Origin of the sequence: Alteromonas sp. P256 (assembly GCF_036864455.1) — a bacterium.
Taxonomy (GTDB): domain Bacteria; phylum Pseudomonadota; class Gammaproteobacteria; order Enterobacterales; family Alteromonadaceae; genus Alteromonas.
The window spans coordinates 246,809-266,569 of the sequence record NZ_JAZETM010000002.1 but is presented as its reverse complement, the minus strand read 5'-3'; the positions used below and the strand labels follow the sequence as shown (position 1 = coordinate 266,569).

Annotated in this window: 16 protein-coding genes; 2 read left to right on the top strand and 14 right to left on the bottom strand. The window is 42.5% G+C overall.

Going from position 1 to position 19,761, the window contains the following annotated elements:
* Positions 1-57: 57 nt before the first annotated feature.
* Positions 58-1,341 carry a cell division protein FtsZ gene (locus V7R39_RS04525; protein ID WP_334028613.1) on the bottom strand — a complete coding sequence of 428 codons (1,284 nt, stop codon included), beginning with the start codon at positions 1,339-1,341 and terminating at the stop codon, positions 58-60.
* A gap of 206 nt (positions 1,342-1,547) precedes the next feature.
* On the opposite strand from V7R39_RS04525, the gene V7R39_RS04520 reads away from it, so the two are divergent.
* The gene (locus V7R39_RS04520; protein WP_334028611.1) at positions 1,548-2,222 is read left to right on the top strand and encodes a nitroreductase family protein; all 675 of its coding nucleotides are present in this window, start codon (positions 1,548-1,550) and stop codon (positions 2,220-2,222) included.
* Between the two features lie 6 nt (positions 2,223-2,228).
* Here V7R39_RS04520 and V7R39_RS04515 read toward each other — a convergent pair whose 3' ends face one another.
* From V7R39_RS04515 to V7R39_RS04460, 12 genes are all read right to left on the bottom strand, one after another.
* Positions 2,229-3,317 carry a branched-chain amino acid ABC transporter permease gene (locus V7R39_RS04515; RefSeq protein WP_334028609.1) on the bottom strand — a complete coding sequence of 363 codons (1,089 nt, stop codon included), beginning with the start codon at positions 3,315-3,317 and terminating at the stop codon, positions 2,229-2,231.
* Positions 3,314-4,180: a branched-chain amino acid ABC transporter permease gene (locus tag V7R39_RS04510; protein ID WP_334028608.1), complete on the bottom strand. Its 867-nt coding sequence runs from the start codon at positions 4,178-4,180 to the stop codon at positions 3,314-3,316. The genes V7R39_RS04515 and V7R39_RS04510 overlap by 4 nt, the downstream gene beginning before the upstream one ends.
* On the bottom strand, positions 4,177-4,881 hold the full coding sequence (locus tag V7R39_RS04505; RefSeq protein ID WP_334028604.1) for an ABC transporter ATP-binding protein: 705 nt from the start codon (positions 4,879-4,881) through the stop codon (positions 4,177-4,179). The genes V7R39_RS04510 and V7R39_RS04505 overlap by 4 nt, the downstream gene beginning before the upstream one ends.
* Positions 4,882-5,598 (bottom strand): ABC transporter ATP-binding protein, encoded by a 717-nt coding sequence (locus tag V7R39_RS04500; protein ID WP_334028599.1) that lies wholly within the window; start codon positions 5,596-5,598, stop codon positions 4,882-4,884. It lies immediately after the preceding gene.
* Between the two features lies 1 nt (position 5,599).
* Positions 5,600-6,904, bottom strand: a complete 1,305-nt coding sequence (locus tag V7R39_RS04495) for an ABC transporter substrate-binding protein (protein WP_334028597.1) — start codon at positions 6,902-6,904, stop codon at positions 5,600-5,602.
* Positions 6,905-7,234: 330 nt separating this feature from the next.
* A complete protein-coding gene (locus V7R39_RS04490) occupies positions 7,235-9,115 on the bottom strand; it encodes a methyl-accepting chemotaxis protein (protein WP_334028595.1) in 1,881 nt (626 codons plus the stop codon).
* Between the two features lie 129 nt (positions 9,116-9,244).
* Entirely contained in the window at positions 9,245-10,600 is a 1,356-nt protein-coding gene (locus V7R39_RS04485) for an outer membrane beta-barrel protein (protein ID WP_334028593.1), read from the bottom strand.
* A gap of 364 nt (positions 10,601-10,964) precedes the next feature.
* Positions 10,965-11,249 carry a YciI family protein gene (locus V7R39_RS04480; protein ID WP_334028590.1) on the bottom strand — a complete coding sequence of 95 codons (285 nt, stop codon included), beginning with the start codon at positions 11,247-11,249 and terminating at the stop codon, positions 10,965-10,967.
* Positions 11,250-11,260: 11 nt separating this feature from the next.
* Complete coding sequence (locus V7R39_RS04475) at positions 11,261-13,057, bottom strand: FAD-dependent monooxygenase (RefSeq protein ID WP_334028587.1); 1,797 nt, start codon at positions 13,055-13,057, stop codon at positions 11,261-11,263.
* A 59-nt stretch (positions 13,058-13,116) separates the two neighbouring features.
* A complete protein-coding gene (locus V7R39_RS04470) occupies positions 13,117-14,076 on the bottom strand; it encodes a VOC family protein (protein ID WP_334028585.1) in 960 nt (319 codons plus the stop codon).
* A 19-nt stretch (positions 14,077-14,095) separates the two neighbouring features.
* On the bottom strand, positions 14,096-14,998 hold the full coding sequence (locus V7R39_RS04465) for a fumarylacetoacetate hydrolase family protein (RefSeq protein ID WP_334028583.1): 903 nt from the start codon (positions 14,996-14,998) through the stop codon (positions 14,096-14,098).
* A 373-nt stretch (positions 14,999-15,371) separates the two neighbouring features.
* Entirely contained in the window at positions 15,372-16,055 is a 684-nt protein-coding gene (locus tag V7R39_RS04460; RefSeq protein ID WP_334028581.1) for a GntR family transcriptional regulator, read from the bottom strand.
* A gap of 417 nt (positions 16,056-16,472) precedes the next feature.
* On the opposite strand from V7R39_RS04460, the gene V7R39_RS04455 reads away from it, so the two are divergent.
* On the top strand, positions 16,473-18,239 hold the full coding sequence (locus tag V7R39_RS04455) for an FAD-dependent oxidoreductase (protein ID WP_334028579.1): 1,767 nt from the start codon (positions 16,473-16,475) through the stop codon (positions 18,237-18,239).
* Positions 18,240-18,356: 117 nt separating this feature from the next.
* Here the strand turns inward: V7R39_RS04455 and V7R39_RS04450 are convergent, their stop codons facing one another.
* Positions 18,357-19,757 carry a DUF1501 domain-containing protein gene (locus tag V7R39_RS04450; RefSeq protein ID WP_334028576.1) on the bottom strand — a complete coding sequence of 467 codons (1,401 nt, stop codon included), beginning with the start codon at positions 19,755-19,757 and terminating at the stop codon, positions 18,357-18,359.
* Positions 19,758-19,761: the final 4 nt, after the last annotated feature.

Below are 19,761 nucleotides of genomic sequence, written 5' to 3'. Positions count from 1 at the left end.
AAATCTCAGATTTCTAATGTCGTCTTGCGCGCCAGTGCGTCACTGGCGCTTCATGAGTCACTGCTTCATTTGCTGGCGAATAAATGCAGGAATATTAAAGTATTTCGATTCAAGGTTTGCGCTAATGCGAGAACCATTCATTTTCATAGGTAACATTTCTCCAATGAACTCACGATATTCTTCTAATTCCCTGCTTTGCTCTACCATATCGACCTCTTCTAAAAGACTAAATTGATTTAACTGCTTGTATTGATCTAACTTAGTGTATTCGGCTGACTCAGTACTTTTCTCATCTTCGCTACGCTCTTTTATTTCGCTATGCTGCGGGGCCACAGGAATACCTGTTGCAATAACCAGTACTTCACCAAAATGGGGTAGTTCTGCCGATACCGTTACGCCAGTTATTATCAGCGCACGGGAACTCTCAATTATATTTTGTAGTGTAGCCAGCATTTGCTCATACATCGCTAAACTGGGCTCTTCCTTGCAAGTAAGCTGTACAATAACTCCCTGCGCTCCAATGATACTTTGCTCATCAACCAATGGATTTTCTAAAGCATGAGTTAACGCATCGCACAACAAGCTTCCATCTTCAGCTACCCCAACACCTAATGCCGTATTGCCCTCTAATGACAAAATATGGCTAAAGTCATTAATATCCACATTGATATAGCCGGTCTTCGTCAACATAGTGATAATAGCTTCTACAATTCGGTGCATCTGTGTATCGCAATGGCGAAATGCCGACAACAGCCCAACGGTTTCATTTAATGCGGCCATCAGTGAATCGTTTGAAAGCACTAAGGTGGCATTTGCGGCTGCTTTAATTTCTTGAAGAGCAGTAAGCGCAATTTCTTTTCGCTTACTTCCTTCGGACTTAAACGGCAAAGTAACAAAACACATCACGTCTATGTTGTTTTTCTTCGCTATGTCTAAAAGAACAGGCATAGCCCCACTGCCAGTACCACCGCCTAACCCAGCAATAATGATGATAATGGTATCGTTTTCTATCAGCGTACTCAGGGCCTCTTCACTTTGCCGAGCGGCGTTGTATGCCACCTGCGGATCGGCACCTGCTCCGTATCCTTTTGTTGTGGCTTCTCCTATCAGTAGAACCTCATGATTATTACATTGGTGTAGCGCAGATATATCGGTATTGATGGAAGTAAAACGAATATTGGAATGTTGACACAGACCGGCCATGTTGGTGATTGCGTTACCTCCACAACCGCCAACGCCGATTACGTGAATATTAATTTCTTCAGATTTTGTCTCTTTAAATTCCGAGTCTTTAGATTCATTTTCTTTAGATTCTTTTTCTTTAGATAATAAGTTGTGCATGCTGTTCCCCTAAATGAAATCATTGGCAGTAAGTAGGATTAAGAAGGACTTTAAGCATGCATTGTCATTACGACAAAAACTGACGCACTTCGACAGAGACACATTGTTATGATCACTCTTTTTTTGATAGTGAGCGTCAATCCCTTTACTCTATGGCTAATAAGATACAAAAAAATGACACCAATACGCACTCGACGGATAAAATAATGCAGCCTCATGACCAATTGCCCCTAAATGATTTTATAGAGTATTCAGAATCCAATATGAAGTCGCGAAGCGCCGACTTTCTGCAGACTATGCAACGCCGACACAGCATTCGTCATTTTAGCGACCGCCCGGTGGACAAACACGTTATAGAGAACTGCTTATTAACAGCGGGCACCGCACCAAGCGGCGCTAATCATCAGCCCTGGCACTTTGCCGCAATTAACTCTCCATCGATGAAACAAAAGATTCGTGAGCAAGCCGAAGCCCATGAACGTGGCTTTTATGAAGGGCGCGCCGGGCAACAATGGCTAAACGACTTGAAACCATTAGGGACAGACGCCGCTAAACCGTATTTAGAAATAGCGCCCTGGCTTATTGCTGTATTTAGTCAAAAGTTTGGAGAAACCGAAGGTGGAGAAAAACAGCAGAATTACTACGTGCATGAGTCGGTAGGCATTGCCGTGGGCATGCTTATTACCGCCCTACACAATGCCGGACTAGCAACACTTACTCATACACCTAAGCCTATGAACTTTTTAACCGACGTGTGCGGCAGGCCCGATAACGAAAGAGCGTACATGCTCATCGTTGCCGGATACCCCGCAAAAAATGCGTGCATACCAACCCACGCCACACAGAAAAAATCGCTTGGTAAGATAGCGAGCTTTTTGTAATGATTACTATTGATTAGCTCGATTATGTGATTTGGACAAATGCCGTTTATTTAACTGTTTCTTAAGCATTGCATCCACATCTATGTTCAGGTTGTCTCGAAAGATGCCCGCAATCCCTGTGGGCTTAAACAACATAATGCCGATACCTAAAACCCCTAGTACAATTAAATACCAACTGCCGTATCCACTCATTACGTTACTTAATAACCAGTACGTTATTGTTCCCCAAACAGGCCCATCTAGTGTGCCTATTCCTCCAATTACCACAATAAATATGATTATTCCTGTCCAATCGAGTAACGAAAATGCCACATCTGGTGAGACACGTCCAACGCTCAAGAAGAAGATAGCGCCAATAAGACCAAAACCAGTGCTTGCACCTACGTAAATCCAGCGTTTTAAACTCACTATGTTGATACCTATAGACTCTGCAGCTTGCTCGTTATCTTTAATGGCTCTTAACGCAAGACCAATGCGCGAATAGGTAATTTTTACGATAGCAAGTACAGTAAACAAAAACAGTAAAACGGCTACCCAGTAAATAACAATATCAATAGCCGCTGATGTTTTTAGACTCAACAGTTCTTTAACGTAACTCACTCCAGGAAAGTCGCTCATGTAACGTCTTGGTAAAGACAAACCTGTACCAGATCCAAATAGCTGAAACTGTATTATCGTAAGTCTGCACACCTCGGCAACCACCCAAGTACCAATGGCAAAATAGGGCCCAGTTAGTCTAAAAACAAACTGCGAGAATGCTACAGCCGCCGCAGCAACACCTACCGCCGCTATCACTATTGCAGCAATTACATTAACGTCGGTATGAATAGCTAAAACAAACACAATATAGGCGCCCAAGCCAACAAATGCTTGTTGTCCAACTGACATTAGCCCAGCGTAGCCCGCAAGAATATTCCAATGAAAAGCAAGCGTCATCAGCACAAAGAGTTGAAACAGTTCCTGAATAGAACTTCTCGATAAGAACAATGGTAAACAAACAAAACATGTTGCAGAAATAGCAAACACAATGAGTAAAATAGGTAACTTTGTTGTGTCTTTATTGTTACTAACTTTGAGTTTTACTGCATCAGTCATTTTGAACTTCCTAGAAAAAAGAGCCCCTTAGGACGAAGAATAAGTATTACTAAAAACGTAACATGCCCTGCCAGCACCTGATACTCAGGGCCTATATACGCACCAACCATATGTGCAATACCCAAAATAATTCCCCCTGCAAATGTTCCCCAAATTGAACCTAACCCACCTATAATTACGGCTTCAAAAGCGTATATAAGTCTTGCTGGTCCTAATGTCGGGTCAAAATTCGACTTAATGCCTAAGAAGAGTGCGGCTATGAGCGACACTATCATGGCTATGCCCATTGCAATTGATGCAATCTTTTTAGTGTTAATACCCATCATTATTGCTGTATTAGGATCATCAGAAGTGGCGCGTAACGAACGGCCAAACTCGGTTTTATTGAATATTACGCTAAGAGCAAGCACCACAGATATTGCGGTGACAAGCGTAATAAGTGGAAAAATGCCTATACTTTTACCAAACAAAGCAACTGACTGATTTTCTAAACCACCCAAAGTAAGGGTTCTCACGTCTGCAGAGAAGATTTCTAGTAAACCATTTTGTAAAACAATAGACAGACAGAACGTGACAATTAACGGGGGCAAAACCTGTTTATTTCCAAGTCTTTCTAGAATATGAGACTGCAACAAGTAGCCACAACAAAATGAGATAAATAAACAGACGAGAAATGCGGCATAAAGCGGCATATCTAAAAAATAGGTAAATGTAAGTAGCAAATAGGCGTTAAGAATAATAAAGTCGCCATGCGCTAAATTGACTACGCGCATTACTCCAAATACCAAACTTAACCCAATGGCATACAACCCAAACAAACTACCTAAAAATACACCTTGAATTACTATATCACTGGCATTCATGCTGCAGTCTCACCAAAGTATGCTGATTTAATATCGTTCTGTGATAATTCACTCGGCTTACCTTGAAGAGAAACTCTCCCTTCGAGTAAACAGTACATATAATCGACAGTATTGAGTAATCTACCCATGTTCTGCTCTACCAGTAACATAGAAGTTCCTGATTGCTTGACTAAGGCTAATGCATCGTAAATTTCGTTCACTACATTGGGGCTAAGACCCAAACTTAACTCATCACAAAGCAATAGTTTCGGGTTGGCAATCAGTCCTCGGCACAAAGCCGCTAACTGTTGCTGCCCGCCAGAAAGCATCGATGGATTGCACTTTCTTTTCTTCGCTAAAATTGGAAAAGTGTCGTATATACGTTCAAGTGTCCAATTGACTTGCGACATTGCTTTGCGTTTACCCGTCAAGATATTTTCTTCTATGGTAAGCGATGAAAATAAACGTCGGCCCTCAGGCACTATCGATAAACCTCTTGCGTGAAAATGAAAATCGTTAATAGACGTCATGTCCTCACCGCAAAACTGTATCGCTCCTGAACTCACTGGGTGCGCACCGCTCAGTACCTTCATTAAGGTGCTTTTACCTGCCCCGTTAGACCCTAAAATTCCCACTATTTGCCCTGTGTTAACATGAAGTGTAACGTCATGAAGAGCGACAAAATTGCCATACCGCGCTTGTAAATGATTAACAGACAGCATTTACGTTACCTCTCCTAAATAAAGTCGTTGCACTAACGTCGAATTGATCGTTTCATTTGGCTCGCCATCGGCTACAAGGGCGCCTTCATTGATAACTATTAACCTGTTAACGACGGCTAAGAGCGCGTGTACGATATGTTCAATCCAAACAACCGTAACACCCGTTTTAGCGATATCTTTTACTGTTTGTATAAGTTGTTGACACTCAGCTTCAGTTAACCCTCCTCCCACTTCATCTAGCAGCAGCAAGCTTGGCTTTGTTGCCATCGCTCGTGCCATTTCTAGTCTTTTCCGTTGAAGTAACGTTAAACTTTCAGCTTTGTAATTGGCGAGTTTATCTAAGCTGGTGAGCGTCAATAGCTCTATCGCGAGCGAATCTGCCGCAGTTGAATCCTTTTGAGCTCCGTAAATGAAGGCCGCTTTAATATTTTCCGCCACAGTCATGCTTTCAAATGGCTGTGGAATCTGAAATGAGCGCCCAATACCAAGGCGCGCCCTTTTGAATGCTGGCAAATTGGAGATATTTTCGTCGTTAAAGAAAACATCACCCGATGAAGGAGCCAGATTACCGGTTATTAAATTGAATAATGTAGACTTGCCGGCTCCATTAGGACCAATTATTCCTAATATATCTCCTTGTTCTATATTCAAATTAATATCGCGAGTTACCTTTAATTTTCCAAACGATTTATTTAAATTTTTAAGCGAGAGTAACATATTAGCTCCAGTCGATAGGACGCGTAACGTCTTGGGTAGCTATTTCGTTCGCCCGCTTATTATTGGTTATCTTCAAGTCCAAAGAAGATGCACCAGACTCTCCTACTCTCCATTGACCACCGACCAATTTAGTTTTAGTAACATTCTGCTTCGCAAAATCGGGAACTCCTTCCCCATTCCAATTCACATTTCCCACAATGGTGTTTAAGTTAGTTTCTTTAATACTGCTTACTACATCGTCACTGTTTGACGGTTTACCAGTGCGAGACATAACATCAACGGCAAGTTCAAACAGCGCGTGCACAAAACCTATTGGCTGTGTCCACGCTCGATTGCTTGACGCCTCATAAGCATTTGCCAAAACACTAGAAGATTGATTGGTTAAAGAAGACGAGTATGGATGTTCTGGAGACCACCATATTTCACTTGAAAGATTGTGTGCGCCCGCGCCTAGCGCCTTTACTGCGGAGGGAAACAAAATTGCTTTGCCGATACTGACAACTTTAGGATTAAACCCTTGCTGCTTAGACTGACTCCAGAACGTTGCAAAGTCTGGAGGAATAACAACCCCAGTTACAATTTCTGCTTGCGCTTGTTTGAATGCAGAAATTTGAGCTGAAAAATTATCAGTTAAGGGTTGAAAACGACCCGGGTCTACCAATGAGAAACCTTTAGATGCTAATGGCTTTGGAAACCCTGTTTGTTCATTGCCCCACGCATTTCCATCGGTATCGTTTGGAAATAAACCAGCAACCGTCCGATTGGTATCAAGATCATTCCACATGTCGGTAAATACATTAATCACATCCTCAATTCCCCAGAAAAAGTGATAGCAGTATCTCAACCCCTCCCACGTTTCTGGTGCTCGCGGGTTGGCCTGCTGACCTATAAAGGTGGGCTGCCATGGAGACAATGTTGAAATGCAAGGTACTTCCTCCATTTCGCACTGTATTGCAACGGGATTAACTGTTTCTGGGGTATGCCCTACTAAGATGAGATCAACTTCGTCATCAAGTATAAGCTCCTTTGCTACCGAAGCGGCTACGTTCGGGTTTGACTGCGAATCTTTTATAAACACCTGATAGGTATCGGCGCTTCCTGCTACCGCATTGTTAAAACCTTCAATAATAAAATCATCTGAGTCTGAAAAAGATGATAACGGCCCTGTTTGTGGTGATATATAGCCAATTTTTATAACGCGCCCTGCCGCACCTACTGTAATTGGTAATGCGCTCATCACGGCCAATGTAGTGGCACCTTTGACAAACGACCGTCTCGAAATTGTTTTATTTGATGAAGTACTCATACATGGCCTTTTATTGTTAACAAATTAGTAACTACAATTTAACCAATATATCGCTTATGTCAATTAAAATATATTTTTATGTTTAATATATTTATTTTATGCGTTTGTACCGTTGAGCAATGATGTGCTTTAGTGACAGCAGGGCGAGAGAGGAATGAAGGAAGGACGAAGGAAGGGCAAAAGCAGGGCGGCAAAATATAGCTTATGCAGCAAAGTAATGCCTTTCCAATAAGCAGACGCTGTTATGCGCGCACGCGTAACAAACCGTATTGACGTTGTCGTAAAGTGAGGAGCAGTACGTCACTTTCTGCTTACATTATTGAAACCCATTTATGTTGAAAACTTATCAACAAGCCTCGCTAAATCATTCATTTTTGTTCTCATATTCACGGAAATAGCAGACACTTCTAAAATGCTTTCGGTAGATTCAGTAGACGCCTGATTGATTGCATCAATGTTTTTATTCACACTGTCAGTCGCCGTCGACTGTTCAGCAACCGATGATGCGATAATTTCACTAATGTCAGATATGTTGTGTATATTAGACGATATAGAATCGAGAGCTGTCAGCGCTTTTTTCATTCGTTCATCAACTTCATGACAGGTATCTTTAGTAACCTGAAAATGCGACAGTGCTTGCGTGGAGGAGGTTTGCAGCGAAGACACCATATGCTGTATTTCTTTTAACGAGCTCTGTGTTCTTGTTGCTAAGCTCCTTACCTCATCAGCTACTACTGAGAATCCACGGCCAAACTCGCCAGCTCTCGCAGCTTCTATTGCTGCATTTAATGCCAGCAGGTTTGTTTGTTCAGCAATTGCTGCAATTGATGTAACTACACCACCGATATTTTCAGAATAACTATTGAGCTTATTTAATATCGTTACCGACTCATTAACAGAAACTGTCATCTGCGACATTCTTTCTGTTGTCTCATTTAAGTCACGCCTACCTATTTGACTAAGCTCTATGCAAGCTTTAGCTGAGTCTGCCGCTTGTCTTGCATTTCCAGTAATTTCTTTTATTGTAAAACTCATTTCTTCCATAGCCACCGCTGTCATACTTGTCTCTTTAGTTTGTCCTTCCATAACCGCAGCAATTGATGACGCTTGCTTGCTAACCAGCTCGGTGTCTAAAAGGCAGGCATTTGACTGTGATTTAACTTGAGCAACAATATCGTGAACCAGCGCAAGGAATTGGTTAAAGTCTGCTGACATATCAGAGAGCTCATCCTTTGTCATGGTTGGCAAACGGTAGGTAAGGTTGCCCCCTGAATCTGCTAACGAAGAAACCTTGTCTCTTATCGTTACAATAGAACGGGTTACATAGTTTGCGGCAGAAAGGTTAATGGCAGCAATAATAATAAACGCAGCGCCTATACCAATAAACAAGAAGGTGAGAAGACTTTCTATAACCGAGAATGACTCCGTCATCGCTTTATATTCAAGTGCGTCAATATCTCGCTGCAGCTTTTCAAACATAGTGTTTAAGGCAAGTACTTGCGTTTGCCTCGCCGCATTTTGTTTGAGATACAGAACTACTAGTTCTTTTACTTTACGATTGATTAACAACCCTTTCTTAGGACTTTCAGCAAAGGGAGTATTTGCAAGCGCTTGAACATCCTTCGTTGCATTGGCAATGGCTGTATCTAAAAGCTGCAAAAGCGAATTTTGTAACTGCAAATCGTTGCGCATCTGCAGGAAGAGAGACTGTATACGGTAGTTCGTGTCGGTATTGGTATTCGCCCCTTTGATAGTGTTTATCTCTAGCGCACTTACCTCGTTTCTTGCATTTGTCAATCGAGCAACGATGTAATCCATGAATCCATTAGACTCTAATGCAGACTGGCTCGTCATTGTGATTATCTGGTTGGCAATATCCTCAAGAGACTTATTGAGTATGTGGATATCTTCAATGATAGGCACAGCAGAAGCGATTCCACTTTTTACCCCTCTATCTGAGGAAGCAAAATCAGTTTGAATTTGACGATGAATTTGCTCATACGATGAGGGTTCAGCATTACCCTGAACAACCGACAAGGCGACTGTATTTGCCTCCCTCAATTTTTCGGCATAATTGATGTTTTGTATTAAATCAGCTTCGTTCTCACTTATAAACTGCTGTATGTAAACGTAAAAGACTAGCACTGCAAGCCCAGCGATGGATAAGATAATAACCGGTATTCCCAGGCGCTTTTTAATGCTCAGATTCATAACAATTTTTTCCTTTTAAACTAGGGCGCTGATCTTTTCTGTACATTTTTGCAGCAAAGATCAACACACCCCAAACTACCTTTAAAACGCGAAGCATGTTATTGAGCTGTGCTTTCAAACGTAAGCGAACTAAAAGTGAACAAAAACATTCAGTAAACCAAGAGCCTGAGATGACGCTGTGCCGTCATTGAATAGGCCAACACTATTGGAATCACCTGAAAAGTCGTCATATCTAAGCTCTGGTCGAATACGCACGAATCGATTCAGTTGCCAAGATAAATTAGCGGTAATACTTGTTACATCTCCTCTAGCCCCACCCCACAGTACGTGAGCCCCGTCAGGGTTTGAAAAGTATTCATATCGTATGGAGGCGGTCAATGCTTGGTTGATACGGAAGCGGCCCGCTAGGTTAATACCAGACCAATCAGCATCTTCGGTGACAAAAATGGGTACTGGAACAAAATCACCACCTTCTTGTGAGCCGATGGTGCCTTCTAGCGCCATTTCGAATTTGTCAGTAAATTTGTGCGTTACCACAAGGTAGGACACAAAACGCGATAAGTCTTCATTGTTTTCAGATAATGCAAATATTGGAGAACCACCTTGATTCGGCGCAGCCCCAAAATCATTAGCCCCATTACCTGAAATAAATTCAAAATCGACCCACGTTTTCATGTCAGGCGAGCGCCAGCGAGCGCCACCGATAACATGTAAATCATTGTTGGGACCGTCAAAAGTGTTCCAACCACGAACTACACCGGCTTCTAGGCTTAAGTGACCGAAATTTTCAGCTACCGGCAAATTAGCTTGAAATAACCCTCCGACATGCTTCGCTGGAGCAAACTGAAATGCGTAGGTATGAGAAACAAACCAATTTGGTGGATCAAAATCATAACCTATATCATTCGCTAAACTGGTATGCCACGACCCCAAAATAAGAGTAGCGCCATCTAGAATTGGAAAATAAATGTCAACATACCACTGGGTAAATGACAGCTGATGGTTTCCCTCTTCATTGCCAAAATTGTCGTCGAAGCCCGCAGTTCTGAATAGACCAGCATCTTCGCCGTATACCACTGATAAATTGTAACCAAACTCAATACTGTCGCCCCTCGGCGCAGGTGTCGGTGTAATTCTGCTGAGCACATTTTGTGTGGGTGCTAACACATGAGGAGGACAACCACTCCCTTTACACACCATTAGTCCTAGTTGATTAAAATTAACCCCAGTGTCAGTATCAAAAAATGCCGCTGGCCCGACACTATCCCCATGACTGCTGCTAAGTGCAGTCACTTCAGACCACCCATAAACCGCTATTTGACTATCTTTTTCTAACGACTCGGTAACTAAATTTCGAAAAAGACTTCCAGGCGCACCGCCCGCTACATCTTCTGTTTTTTCTTCCATTGTCTGTGCAAAAGACAATGGAGCGCCAATTAGCAGTGTCAAAGTAACAAAGCTAGCTAAAAGTAAGTGTGTTTTCATTCCCATTTCCTTAAATGATTCTTCGCGCGCCACAAATTATCGATTAGCCAACTCAATAAATATATTACGTTTAAAAATATATTTATGAAAAATTCAGTTTTTCGACACTATCACTCTTTCTTTAAAAATTTTGTTGAGTATTTGTGATGTTTGAGAATGCTGTGTGAAACTTGCTGGTTAAATATAGTAGTGTGTAAACGGCTCACTACCGTGTTATTTCTTTTAATAGTTGTTGTCTGTTTGCCCTAACAAACCTCATTAACTGCCTGCACGTTAGTGCAAACAATAGAACTGTTAATCAATACGGATGAACAGTTTAATGTTTGGTGTGAGGGAGCAAACAGGTGTTATACCCAGTTGTAATTTAGCCTATGTGTTTGTCCCATCGATGCACATGACTGGTTTCGAATAACCCCATTTTCGTAAACGGATCGTTATCGTGAAAACGTTTTGCTGCTGCTTCATTTTCGGCAGCAATGATTAAAAAACTTCCTAAATTTGTATCGTCACTATCAGACACACACAATGGCCCAGCTTGAACAATAGAGGCATCACTGCTTTGCATTAAATAGTCTCTATGCGCCTGCCTATACTTTTCTCTTAATTCGTTGGTGCCATGTTTATCAATACACAATCTTATATATAACATTGAAACTTTCCCTATTTGTATGCGCTTTCTATCAATGAACTATTCAGTGAATGCACATCGTTTGATAATAATTTATTGCTACGGGTTAAAACGAAGTCCATTGCCAGTGTTAATTGTTTCAACGGATCCTCAGGTAAAGATTTGCAGCGCCAAGCAATGTGAGCGTCTGGCCGCACGATAAGCGCGCCACCGTCTTCTATTTCACAAACATCAGCCCACTGAAAAAAGACATCAGCGTTATCTTCACCAAGCCCAATCTTTTCGGCCAATAACGGTACTCCCGTTTTTTGACTGTATAGTTGCGCTGCGATTATCCACTCGCTTCCACCTGTGCCCGTTAACAAGACAAAGCGACCTTTACCAGTGATATCGTGCGTAGACACTTTTTCGCCGTGTTTCATTAACCATACATGGGGAAGTCGACTACCAGGAACGGTATCGGGCTCTATGTAAAGTTCTGGATCTTTTGTGGGAGGTTTTTTTTCTTGTCCATCAGTTTTAACGGCTTTAGAAAAATAGTGCTGTCCTATCTCTATGCCCAATGCATTAAAATGCCAATTTTGTAAATTAAGTGCATCTCTAAGCTCTCGTCGGCGCTGGGCACCCTTTTCGTTGTCCGAGAATAATATGTCAGTATTAATATCGCCTTTTGTATCTACACCATCTTTTGCAATAGACTCCATCACTGGAACAAGATTTCCCATGCTTTTAATAGCTCGAGTCACAATTTGCTCGCCAATCGGTTGACGCTCATCTTCATAGCTATCTAGTAGCGATTCGCCTGCAAACCCTTTAAGAACATAAGCCAATTTCCAACAAAGGTTGTAAGCATCTTGAACTGATGTATTTGTGCCCAAGCCGTTTGCTGGCGGATGCCTGTGTGCTGCATCACCAGCAATGAAAACACGACCCTTTCTATATTTCTCTGCAACAAGATTATTTACGGTCCAGCGGCCAGTACGCTTTAATTTTACTTTTAAATTCGGATCACCTGCATGCTCACGAACCTGCGCTATAATTCGTGCTTCGCTAAGATCAGGGTCTTCATCTATTCCAACGACAAACAATAGCATCCATTCATCCCACTCTCTCACAGCAACGTAGCATCCTGTGCCTAACCACGTCTCGCCGCCAGGTTGAACAACCCAGTAAAGAACACTGGGCCTTTGCTCCACGTAGGGACGCAAATCAGCCTCAATCCATGCAGTTACCGCAGACCCCAAGCCCGCTTGGCCTTTAAAACTAATACCTAGCTTGTCGGCAATCATACTGTTACCGCCGTCTGCCCCTATCATGTACTTCGCCTGAATGGTCTCAGTGGCACCAGTTTTTCGGTCTTTTACGGTAGCAAGTACGCCATCATCATCTTGGGTGAAGTCTATAAGCTCTTTGTTAAACCTCACATCTGCACCAGCATCAACTGCACCTTGATGGATAATGGGTTCCATAATGTGTTGTGATAAATTACACATAGAAGAAGGCCCAGCCAATTCATAGTCGTGTCGACGTGCAGCACCTCCCCCCCATGCCTCAAACCGGCATATTTCTTGTTCATTGAAACGCTTCATCCAACATACATTGGCCATTTTTTCTTGCGGTATGGCCGCTTTTTTCATCTTGGCTTCAAGACCTTGATCTCTAAAAACTTCAATGGTTCGTTGATTGGTAATGTGTGCTCTGGGGGTGTCAGCAAGCCATGGATATTTTGTTATCGTAACGGCATTGATACCTAATTTTGCGAGGAATAGCGCCGCTGAAATACCAGCTGGTCCGGCGCCTACAACAAGTACATCTGTTTGTGTATGCATGAGTTTATCCTTTGGCAGGCACCAAAATAGATGCCTAACCTGTTATTTCGAATAGTGTTTTATTCGTAGTTGGTAGTAAATATTTCGGGGGTATCAGGCCCCCAAAGGTATAAAGAATCTTCTGGTGGGTGGTTACTTGCAGACCAATTTATCTGTGCAGGAATATAGTCAATATCGCAAGAATATTCGTGGAATGACCCCCAAGGGTCTTGAACATAATGAAAATAGTTTGAACCAAGAACATGACGGCCCAAGCCCCATCCTTGGCTATAGCCTGCTTCGTTCATTCGCATAGCACCTAAGCCAACCTCACCTATTGTGTCGACATCCCACGCTGCATGATGAAATCCTTTGTGAGTAGACTTGGCAAAAGCAACTAAATGATGGTCTGAACCGTGAACACCATGCATAAACGCAATAATGTCTTCGCTATTGTCTGACAGTGAAAGGCCTAATACGTCACTGTAAAACGCTATTGCTCGTTCTACATTAGGAGTAAACAATAAAATATGGGCCAGGCGATGAGGGTGAACAGCATCAGCATGGCGTCTATACGAACTGCCACGCTCTGCAGGGCCTGCCGTGGTGAATGAGCCCGAAAACTTTTCATTCGGTGAGGTTTTTGGCCCAACCTTAATTTGAATTAAATTCTGATCTTGGTCGTAAAACCAAAATCCTTTGCTATCAAGAGGTGTAGGTGGTGTGACTTCTTCAATACCAAAGGACATCACCCGCTGCTTAATTTTATTAAAATCATCAGCAAAACAATTAAATGAAACGTAACGCAGTGATTTTTTATCTCCCTTATAAATTTTCAGCCACGTATGGTTCAGGTCGAACGTGCCAATTAACAAGTAGTTATTGCACCTTTCCACGTTAAGCCCAAAAGCGCTGAAAAAATGTTCTGCAACAGAAAGTTCAGGAACAAAAAGTGAAAAGTGGTCGATACTGTGAACAGCCGTTATATTTTCTTTCTTACTCGGTTTATCATCAAACCGAATGCGCTTTTTGGATAACATAAGACGCTTCCTTTATAACCTACCGCATTGAACGATATGCCGTTTTAGATAGAGATGGTTTTGACACAGATTCTTGCTTAATAGGATTGCTAAGCGTACCAATGCCCTCAATTTCCACTTCGCAAACATCTCCCTCTTGCATGAGTATCTTTGGATCTCTTGCCCAGCCTATCCCAGAAGGCGTGCCGGCCACTATAACATCGCCAGCTTCAAGAGTGACCGCTTGAGACAAGATTGAAATGAGTTCATCGACATGGAAGATCATGTCGCTTGTATTCGCAGACTGAACGACATTGTTATTCAAACGGGTCTGTAGCTTGAGCGACTTGCCGCCTGCAGGGAGTGAATCGGCGGTTACTATTGAGGGTCCAAAAGCGCCAGTATCATCAAAATTCTTGCCTACAGTCCATTGAGGTGATTTAAACTGAAACTCGCGTACAGAGCCATCGTTAAAAATGCTATAGCCAAACACATGATTAAGCGCATCTTGTTTAGATATGTGTCTCCCGCCCTTACCAATAATCACGGCGAGTTCGCCCTCAAAATCCAGTGAATCTGAAATCGTCGGGCGAATAATTGGGCAATTATGACCGGTTAAACTGGAATTAAAACGCGGAAAAATGGTTGGATAATCAGGCTGGTCATAACCTGATTCTTTCGTATGATCATGATAATTGAGCCCAATGCACACTACTTTACCCGGCGCCGATACTGCAGGTAAAAAATCAACCGTGTCCATATTGATTTCTTTGCCATCAGAAATTCTTTTGCTGATTGAAGCTTGTGCAGCTTTTGTAAGCGTCAGGAACTCTTCTATTGTTGGAATAGACCCCGTTGCAACTTCGAGCCCACGAACCGAACCGTCTGCTTGTTCAATAGCGATAAATCGCTTATTTGATTGATGTAAATTAAATAACTTCATACTTTCGCCTTCACAATGAGTTTACATATTTTTTACACATACTATTTAAATAAATATTTTTGTCAACAAAAAATATATTTTATTGAAAGGCAGCGAAATATCGAATGGAACGTTGAGTAAATGTAAGCTGTAAAGTAGTAAGCTCTTGACTATTTATTGTTCGAGGGGAAAAAATACGAAAGGAAAGCAGGGACACAATAATGCAAACTGTCCCTGCAAGAGAGTAACTCAATCAATGTGTTGTACTATTCAGTACTTATTGAGTACTTATTGAGTACTTATTGAGTACTTATTGAGTACTTATCGTGTATTTAGTTGAGCTATATGGTGGTAGAAATGCGATGTGATGTAACGTGATACGACCATGATTTTTTTACTTCTCAATTTCAAAGGGTTGCTCGCTAGACAAAACAATGTCCATGGTTAAGCGAAGGTGAGATGCAATTAAACTGCAACAAAGATCTATATCACCATCTAGCGCAGCTTGACCTATTGACTCATGCTCTTTTGCCACATCACGTTTTGCTTTGTTAAGCGGCACTGAGAGTCGCCTATATCGCTCACTTTTTGCATACAGCTGAGCCCGAATATCTAATAAAATTTGACTATCGCAAGCGCTGACCAACACTTCGTGATATTTTTCATGCGCATTGCTCCACTCACTGCTTAAAACCCTTACGTTATTGTAGGTATCATATTGCTCAACATTTCTTAACAAGTACAATGCTGCTACCATGTTAGATTTCCATGTCAATGTACTGTTTTTAATTGAGCTTGCTATACATAACTTCTCTATCTCAATTCTGGTTTTAGTTAAATCAACCAACTCGTCAATAGATACAGGTGCGACAACAAAACCCTTCTGTGGGATAGCCAACACCAACCCTTCAGCCGAAAGACTAGAGAGTGCCTCTCTTACTGCGCCTAGACTTACCGCGTATTTTTTAGCAAGTTCGTTTATTTTTAGTTTAGTCTCAGGCATAAATGCACAGGTAAGAATGTCATTTCTAACGCTATCAGTTATTTTGTCCGCTAGTTTCAGCGATTTACCCTTCATTTTTGCGTTCTCATAGATTGCTTGCTGTCAGAATAATAATATATTTTTTTACAGAAAATAACAGTAGTTCATTTTTACCCTGTCGAATTCAGATAATAAGTGCACCACTCTTCTGTAACTCTGAACCACTCTTTTTAATCTGCAACAGAATGATCCGTATTCAATATACGTCCCACCCACTAGCTTTCCGCTACAAATGCATATCAACCCAATAAAATATATTTTTAATGGATTTTTATATTTTTATTTGATATATGTAAATAAATTGTGAAGTGAATCACAAAAAAGATATGTTCAAACCCGCATTTTTTTAGGTCAGAACAGCATAAAAGCACATTTCGTATGAGGTATTTTCTCAGTGCGCATTTATCAATTAGGTCATGACAGTCACCTATACAAATATACTGGACATAAACAATGAACAAGCAACAGTCTATACCCATAATTGAAACTGACGTACTTATCGTCGGTAGTGGACCCGCAGGTGGTGCAGCAGCGCTTCTTCTTGCAACCTACGGAATAAAAGCACTTATGGTAACCCGGTTTAATTGGCTGGCACATACACCCCGTGCTCATATCACTAACCAACGTACATTAGAGGTACTGCGTGATGTAGGGGTTGAGCAAGAAGCCCTTGATATAGGCACACCACAGGATTTAATGGGGCATAACGTTATATGCGAGAGCCTAACCGGGGAAGAACTTGGGCGTCTTCATTCTTGGGGAACGTCACCAGAGAGAAAAGCTGACTATAAAAATGCGAGCCCGTGTCCAATGTTGGATATTCCCCAAACATTGATGGAGCCGATACTTGTATCGAACGCGGCAAAACGCGGTACAAAAACCAGATTTAACTCTGAATTTATATCTATGACGCAAGACGAGAATGGGGTGACCTCGAAACTGAAAGATAGAGTCACCGGTCAGCAGTTTGAAGTGCGCTCTAAATATCTTTTGGGCGCAGACGGAAGCAACTCGGTTATTGCAAAACAACTGGCGCTTCCATTTGAGGGCGAAATGGGTCTAGCAGGCTCAATAAACATTTTGTTTGATGCAGATATGACAAAATATGTTGCCCATCGCCCCAGTGTGCTTTATTGGGTTTTACAACCAGGCTCAGATGTTGGAGGCGTTGGCATGGGTGTAGTGCGCATGGTGAGGCCTTGGAATCAATGGCTTGCAATTTGGGGTTACGATATCAATGAAGGGCCGCCTGACCTTCCAGACGATGAAGCCATTAGAATTGTGCGTAACCTAGTTGGCGACCAAGAGCTAGACGTAAAAATTAAGTCTATTTCAACATGGACGGTAAACCACATGTACGCTACAAAGCTCAGTGAAGGGCGCGTGTTTTGTATGGGCGATGCTATCCATAGACACCCTCCGACAAATGGCTTAGGTTCGAATACATCAATTCAGGATGCGTATAACATTTGTTGGAAAATCGCGATGGTTTTAAGAGGAAATGCTAATGAAAAACTTCTTGAGTCATACGATAAAGAACGGGCCCCCATTGCTAAACAAATTGTTGAACGAGCCAATAAGTCAGTCGCGGACTATGGACGTATATTTGAGTCTTTGGGACTAATGTCAACTAAAGATCCAGCTCAAATGATCAGTAATATTGCAGAGCGAAAAAACAATACTGCTGCTGGTGCAGCAAAACGAAAAGCGTTACGAGAAGCTATTCATAACAAAAATTATGAGTTTAATGCACACGGCGTCGAACTTAATCACCGATATGTCAGTGATGCAGTAGCCACTGATGGTACAGATGAACCAGCTTATCACAAAGACAAAGAGCTGTTTTATCATCCAACAACGTTCCCGGGCGCTAGGCTTCCTCACTGCTGGTTATATAATGACGGTAAGGAAGTCTCTACACTGGATTTAGCCGGTAAGGGGCGATTCACGCTTTTCACTGGGCTAGGTGGCGAGCAGTGGAGTGTTGCAGCAGAAATACTTGCTAGTAACTTGAATATCGACATATTCTCAGTAGTTGTAGGGCCAGGACAGGATGTTGAAGACCTATTTGGTGAATGGGCAAGGTTAAGTGAAATTGATGATGATGGCGTGTTGCTAGTTAGGCCAGACGGTCACGTTTGCTTTCGAGCTTTCACAAAATGCGCAGACCCCCACCACACGCTTCATGAAGCCCTGTCTACTGTACTGGGCCTTAGTTAAAATGGAGGGCTACGAGGGTGCATATGCGCCCTCCAGCTTCTTACAGAGAAACACCAAAGAAATACCAAATAAGCGCATCAGAAGCCTTATGAAGCTAAGGCCATAATACGGTAACCATTAGGCATGAAACAACGCTAAATCAGTGGAGTCAAAGTTTTTCAGGTTTGGCAACGCGTTCATAATTTCCGTGTCATTTAGTCCCCACCATCGACCAAGAGACGCTGCGTATTGCTCTACCGAAATGGTGGGAGCAACTCTACCATTGCCCACATCTAAGTCGTGGCCTAGTAGTGGTGGAGGGACCTCACCAATAATATTGTTCCCGCGTACTGCCCCACCCATCACAATTTGGTTACCACCCCACCCGTGGTCAGTGCCATCGCCATTGACCGTAAGTGTTCGGCCAAAATCTGAGGCGGTAAAGGTAGTCACATTTTGTGACAACCCAAGCTCGGACATGGCTAAATCAAAAGCGCCTAACGCACTATCAAGTTGCGATAGTAATATGGGGAGATCTGCGGCTTGATTCGAATGCGTGTCGAAGCCTCCTAATCCAACAAAGAAAATTTGCCGAGTAGCTGAGAGGCTGTCGCGGATAGATATGGTTTCAGCCACGGTTTTTAATTGGCTGCCAAGTCCGCTTGTTGGAAATTCAGTAGTAAGTAAAGAAGCTGATGCACGCGCAGTATCAAACACTTCATTAGCCTCTATTCCGTTTTTGAATTTAGACGCGATGTCTCGCGCTAAAATGTTGGTGCCAGTGAAGCCTTCTGATAAAAAACGTTGGCGAGCAGCGTCTAGGAAGCCCCGAAAATCATTATTCACTGAATTCGTTTGCTGCAGTGCCGTAATACCCGCCGTACCGGCTAATGATATTTGATAAGGAGACACACTTTTTCCTGTTAAGAAGGGACCAACACCGGCTGTAGATAAGGTAGCAAAATCTCCTATATTTGCATTTTCACCAGCCGCCAACATAGCGTCGGCAAACAACCCTCCCCAACCGAATTGTGCGCCCTCAGGAGCACTTGCTTGCCAAATAGACTGTTGGTCGTTGTGCGAAAATAATCGCGGTGGAATATTGACAGAGCCGTTAGCAAAAGACTGCGCAGATACAGGCTCAATGAGCGGTCCGACGTTACTCACAATAGAAGCTCTACCCAAATCGAACATCGACTTAATCATGGGCATTTCAGGCACAAGTGCAAACGTTCTACTACCAAACTGCGCGCTATTGTTGGGCGTAAGCTGAAGTAAGTTTTCTCTATCGCGAGCGCCTTGATAGCGATTCAATAGCGACTGCCTAATATTGGCAAAACCGTTGTAGGAGGGCAAGTCGTAGGGAAGCAATAGGTCGTGCCCGTCAACGCCCCCAAAGAGAAACACACATACAAGCGCTTTGTAGCTCTCTGGAGAGGCTGCATGAGCGGTGATGCTGTTAGGTAATCCCATTAATGAAGCCCCTGCAACTGAAGAAGCGATGGAATACCGTAAAAAATCACGACGAGATAATGGCATAACA

Excerpts from the sequence above, each read along its gene's own strand:
- V7R39_RS04455 (WP_334028579.1), top strand. The coding sequence starts at position 16,473 with ATGAACAAGCAACAGTCTATACCCATAATTGAAACTGACGTACTTATC.
- V7R39_RS04460 (WP_334028581.1), bottom strand. The coding sequence starts at position 16,055 with ATGAAGGGTAAATCGCTGAAACTAGCGGACAAAATAACTGATAGCGTT.
- V7R39_RS04490 (WP_334028595.1), bottom strand. The coding sequence starts at position 9,115 with ATGAATCTGAGCATTAAAAAGCGCCTGGGAATACCGGTTATTATCTTA.
- V7R39_RS04525 (WP_334028613.1), bottom strand. The coding sequence starts at position 1,341 with ATGCACAACTTATTATCTAAAGAAAAAGAATCTAAAGAAAATGAATCT.
- V7R39_RS04485 (WP_334028593.1), bottom strand. The coding sequence starts at position 10,600 with ATGAAAACACACTTACTTTTAGCTAGCTTTGTTACTTTGACACTGCTA.
- V7R39_RS04450 (WP_334028576.1), bottom strand. The coding sequence starts at position 19,757 with ATGCCATTATCTCGTCGTGATTTTTTACGGTATTCCATCGCTTCTTCA.
- V7R39_RS04475 (WP_334028587.1), bottom strand. The coding sequence starts at position 13,057 with ATGCATACACAAACAGATGTACTTGTTGTAGGCGCCGGACCAGCTGGT.
- V7R39_RS04495 (WP_334028597.1), bottom strand. The coding sequence starts at position 6,904 with ATGAGTACTTCATCAAATAAAACAATTTCGAGACGGTCGTTTGTCAAA.
- V7R39_RS04470 (WP_334028585.1), bottom strand. The coding sequence starts at position 14,076 with ATGTTATCCAAAAAGCGCATTCGGTTTGATGATAAACCGAGTAAGAAA.
- V7R39_RS04480 (WP_334028590.1), bottom strand. The coding sequence starts at position 11,249 with ATGTTATATATAAGATTGTGTATTGATAAACATGGCACCAACGAATTA.
- V7R39_RS04520 (WP_334028611.1), top strand. The coding sequence starts at position 1,548 with ATGCAGCCTCATGACCAATTGCCCCTAAATGATTTTATAGAGTATTCA.
- V7R39_RS04465 (WP_334028583.1), bottom strand. The coding sequence starts at position 14,998 with ATGAAGTTATTTAATTTACATCAATCAAATAAGCGATTTATCGCTATT.
- V7R39_RS04500 (WP_334028599.1), bottom strand. The coding sequence starts at position 5,598 with ATGTTACTCTCGCTTAAAAATTTAAATAAATCGTTTGGAAAATTAAAG.
- V7R39_RS04510 (WP_334028608.1), bottom strand. The coding sequence starts at position 4,180 with ATGAATGCCAGTGATATAGTAATTCAAGGTGTATTTTTAGGTAGTTTG.
- V7R39_RS04505 (WP_334028604.1), bottom strand. The coding sequence starts at position 4,881 with ATGCTGTCTGTTAATCATTTACAAGCGCGGTATGGCAATTTTGTCGCT.
- V7R39_RS04515 (WP_334028609.1), bottom strand. The coding sequence starts at position 3,317 with ATGACTGATGCAGTAAAACTCAAAGTTAGTAACAATAAAGACACAACA.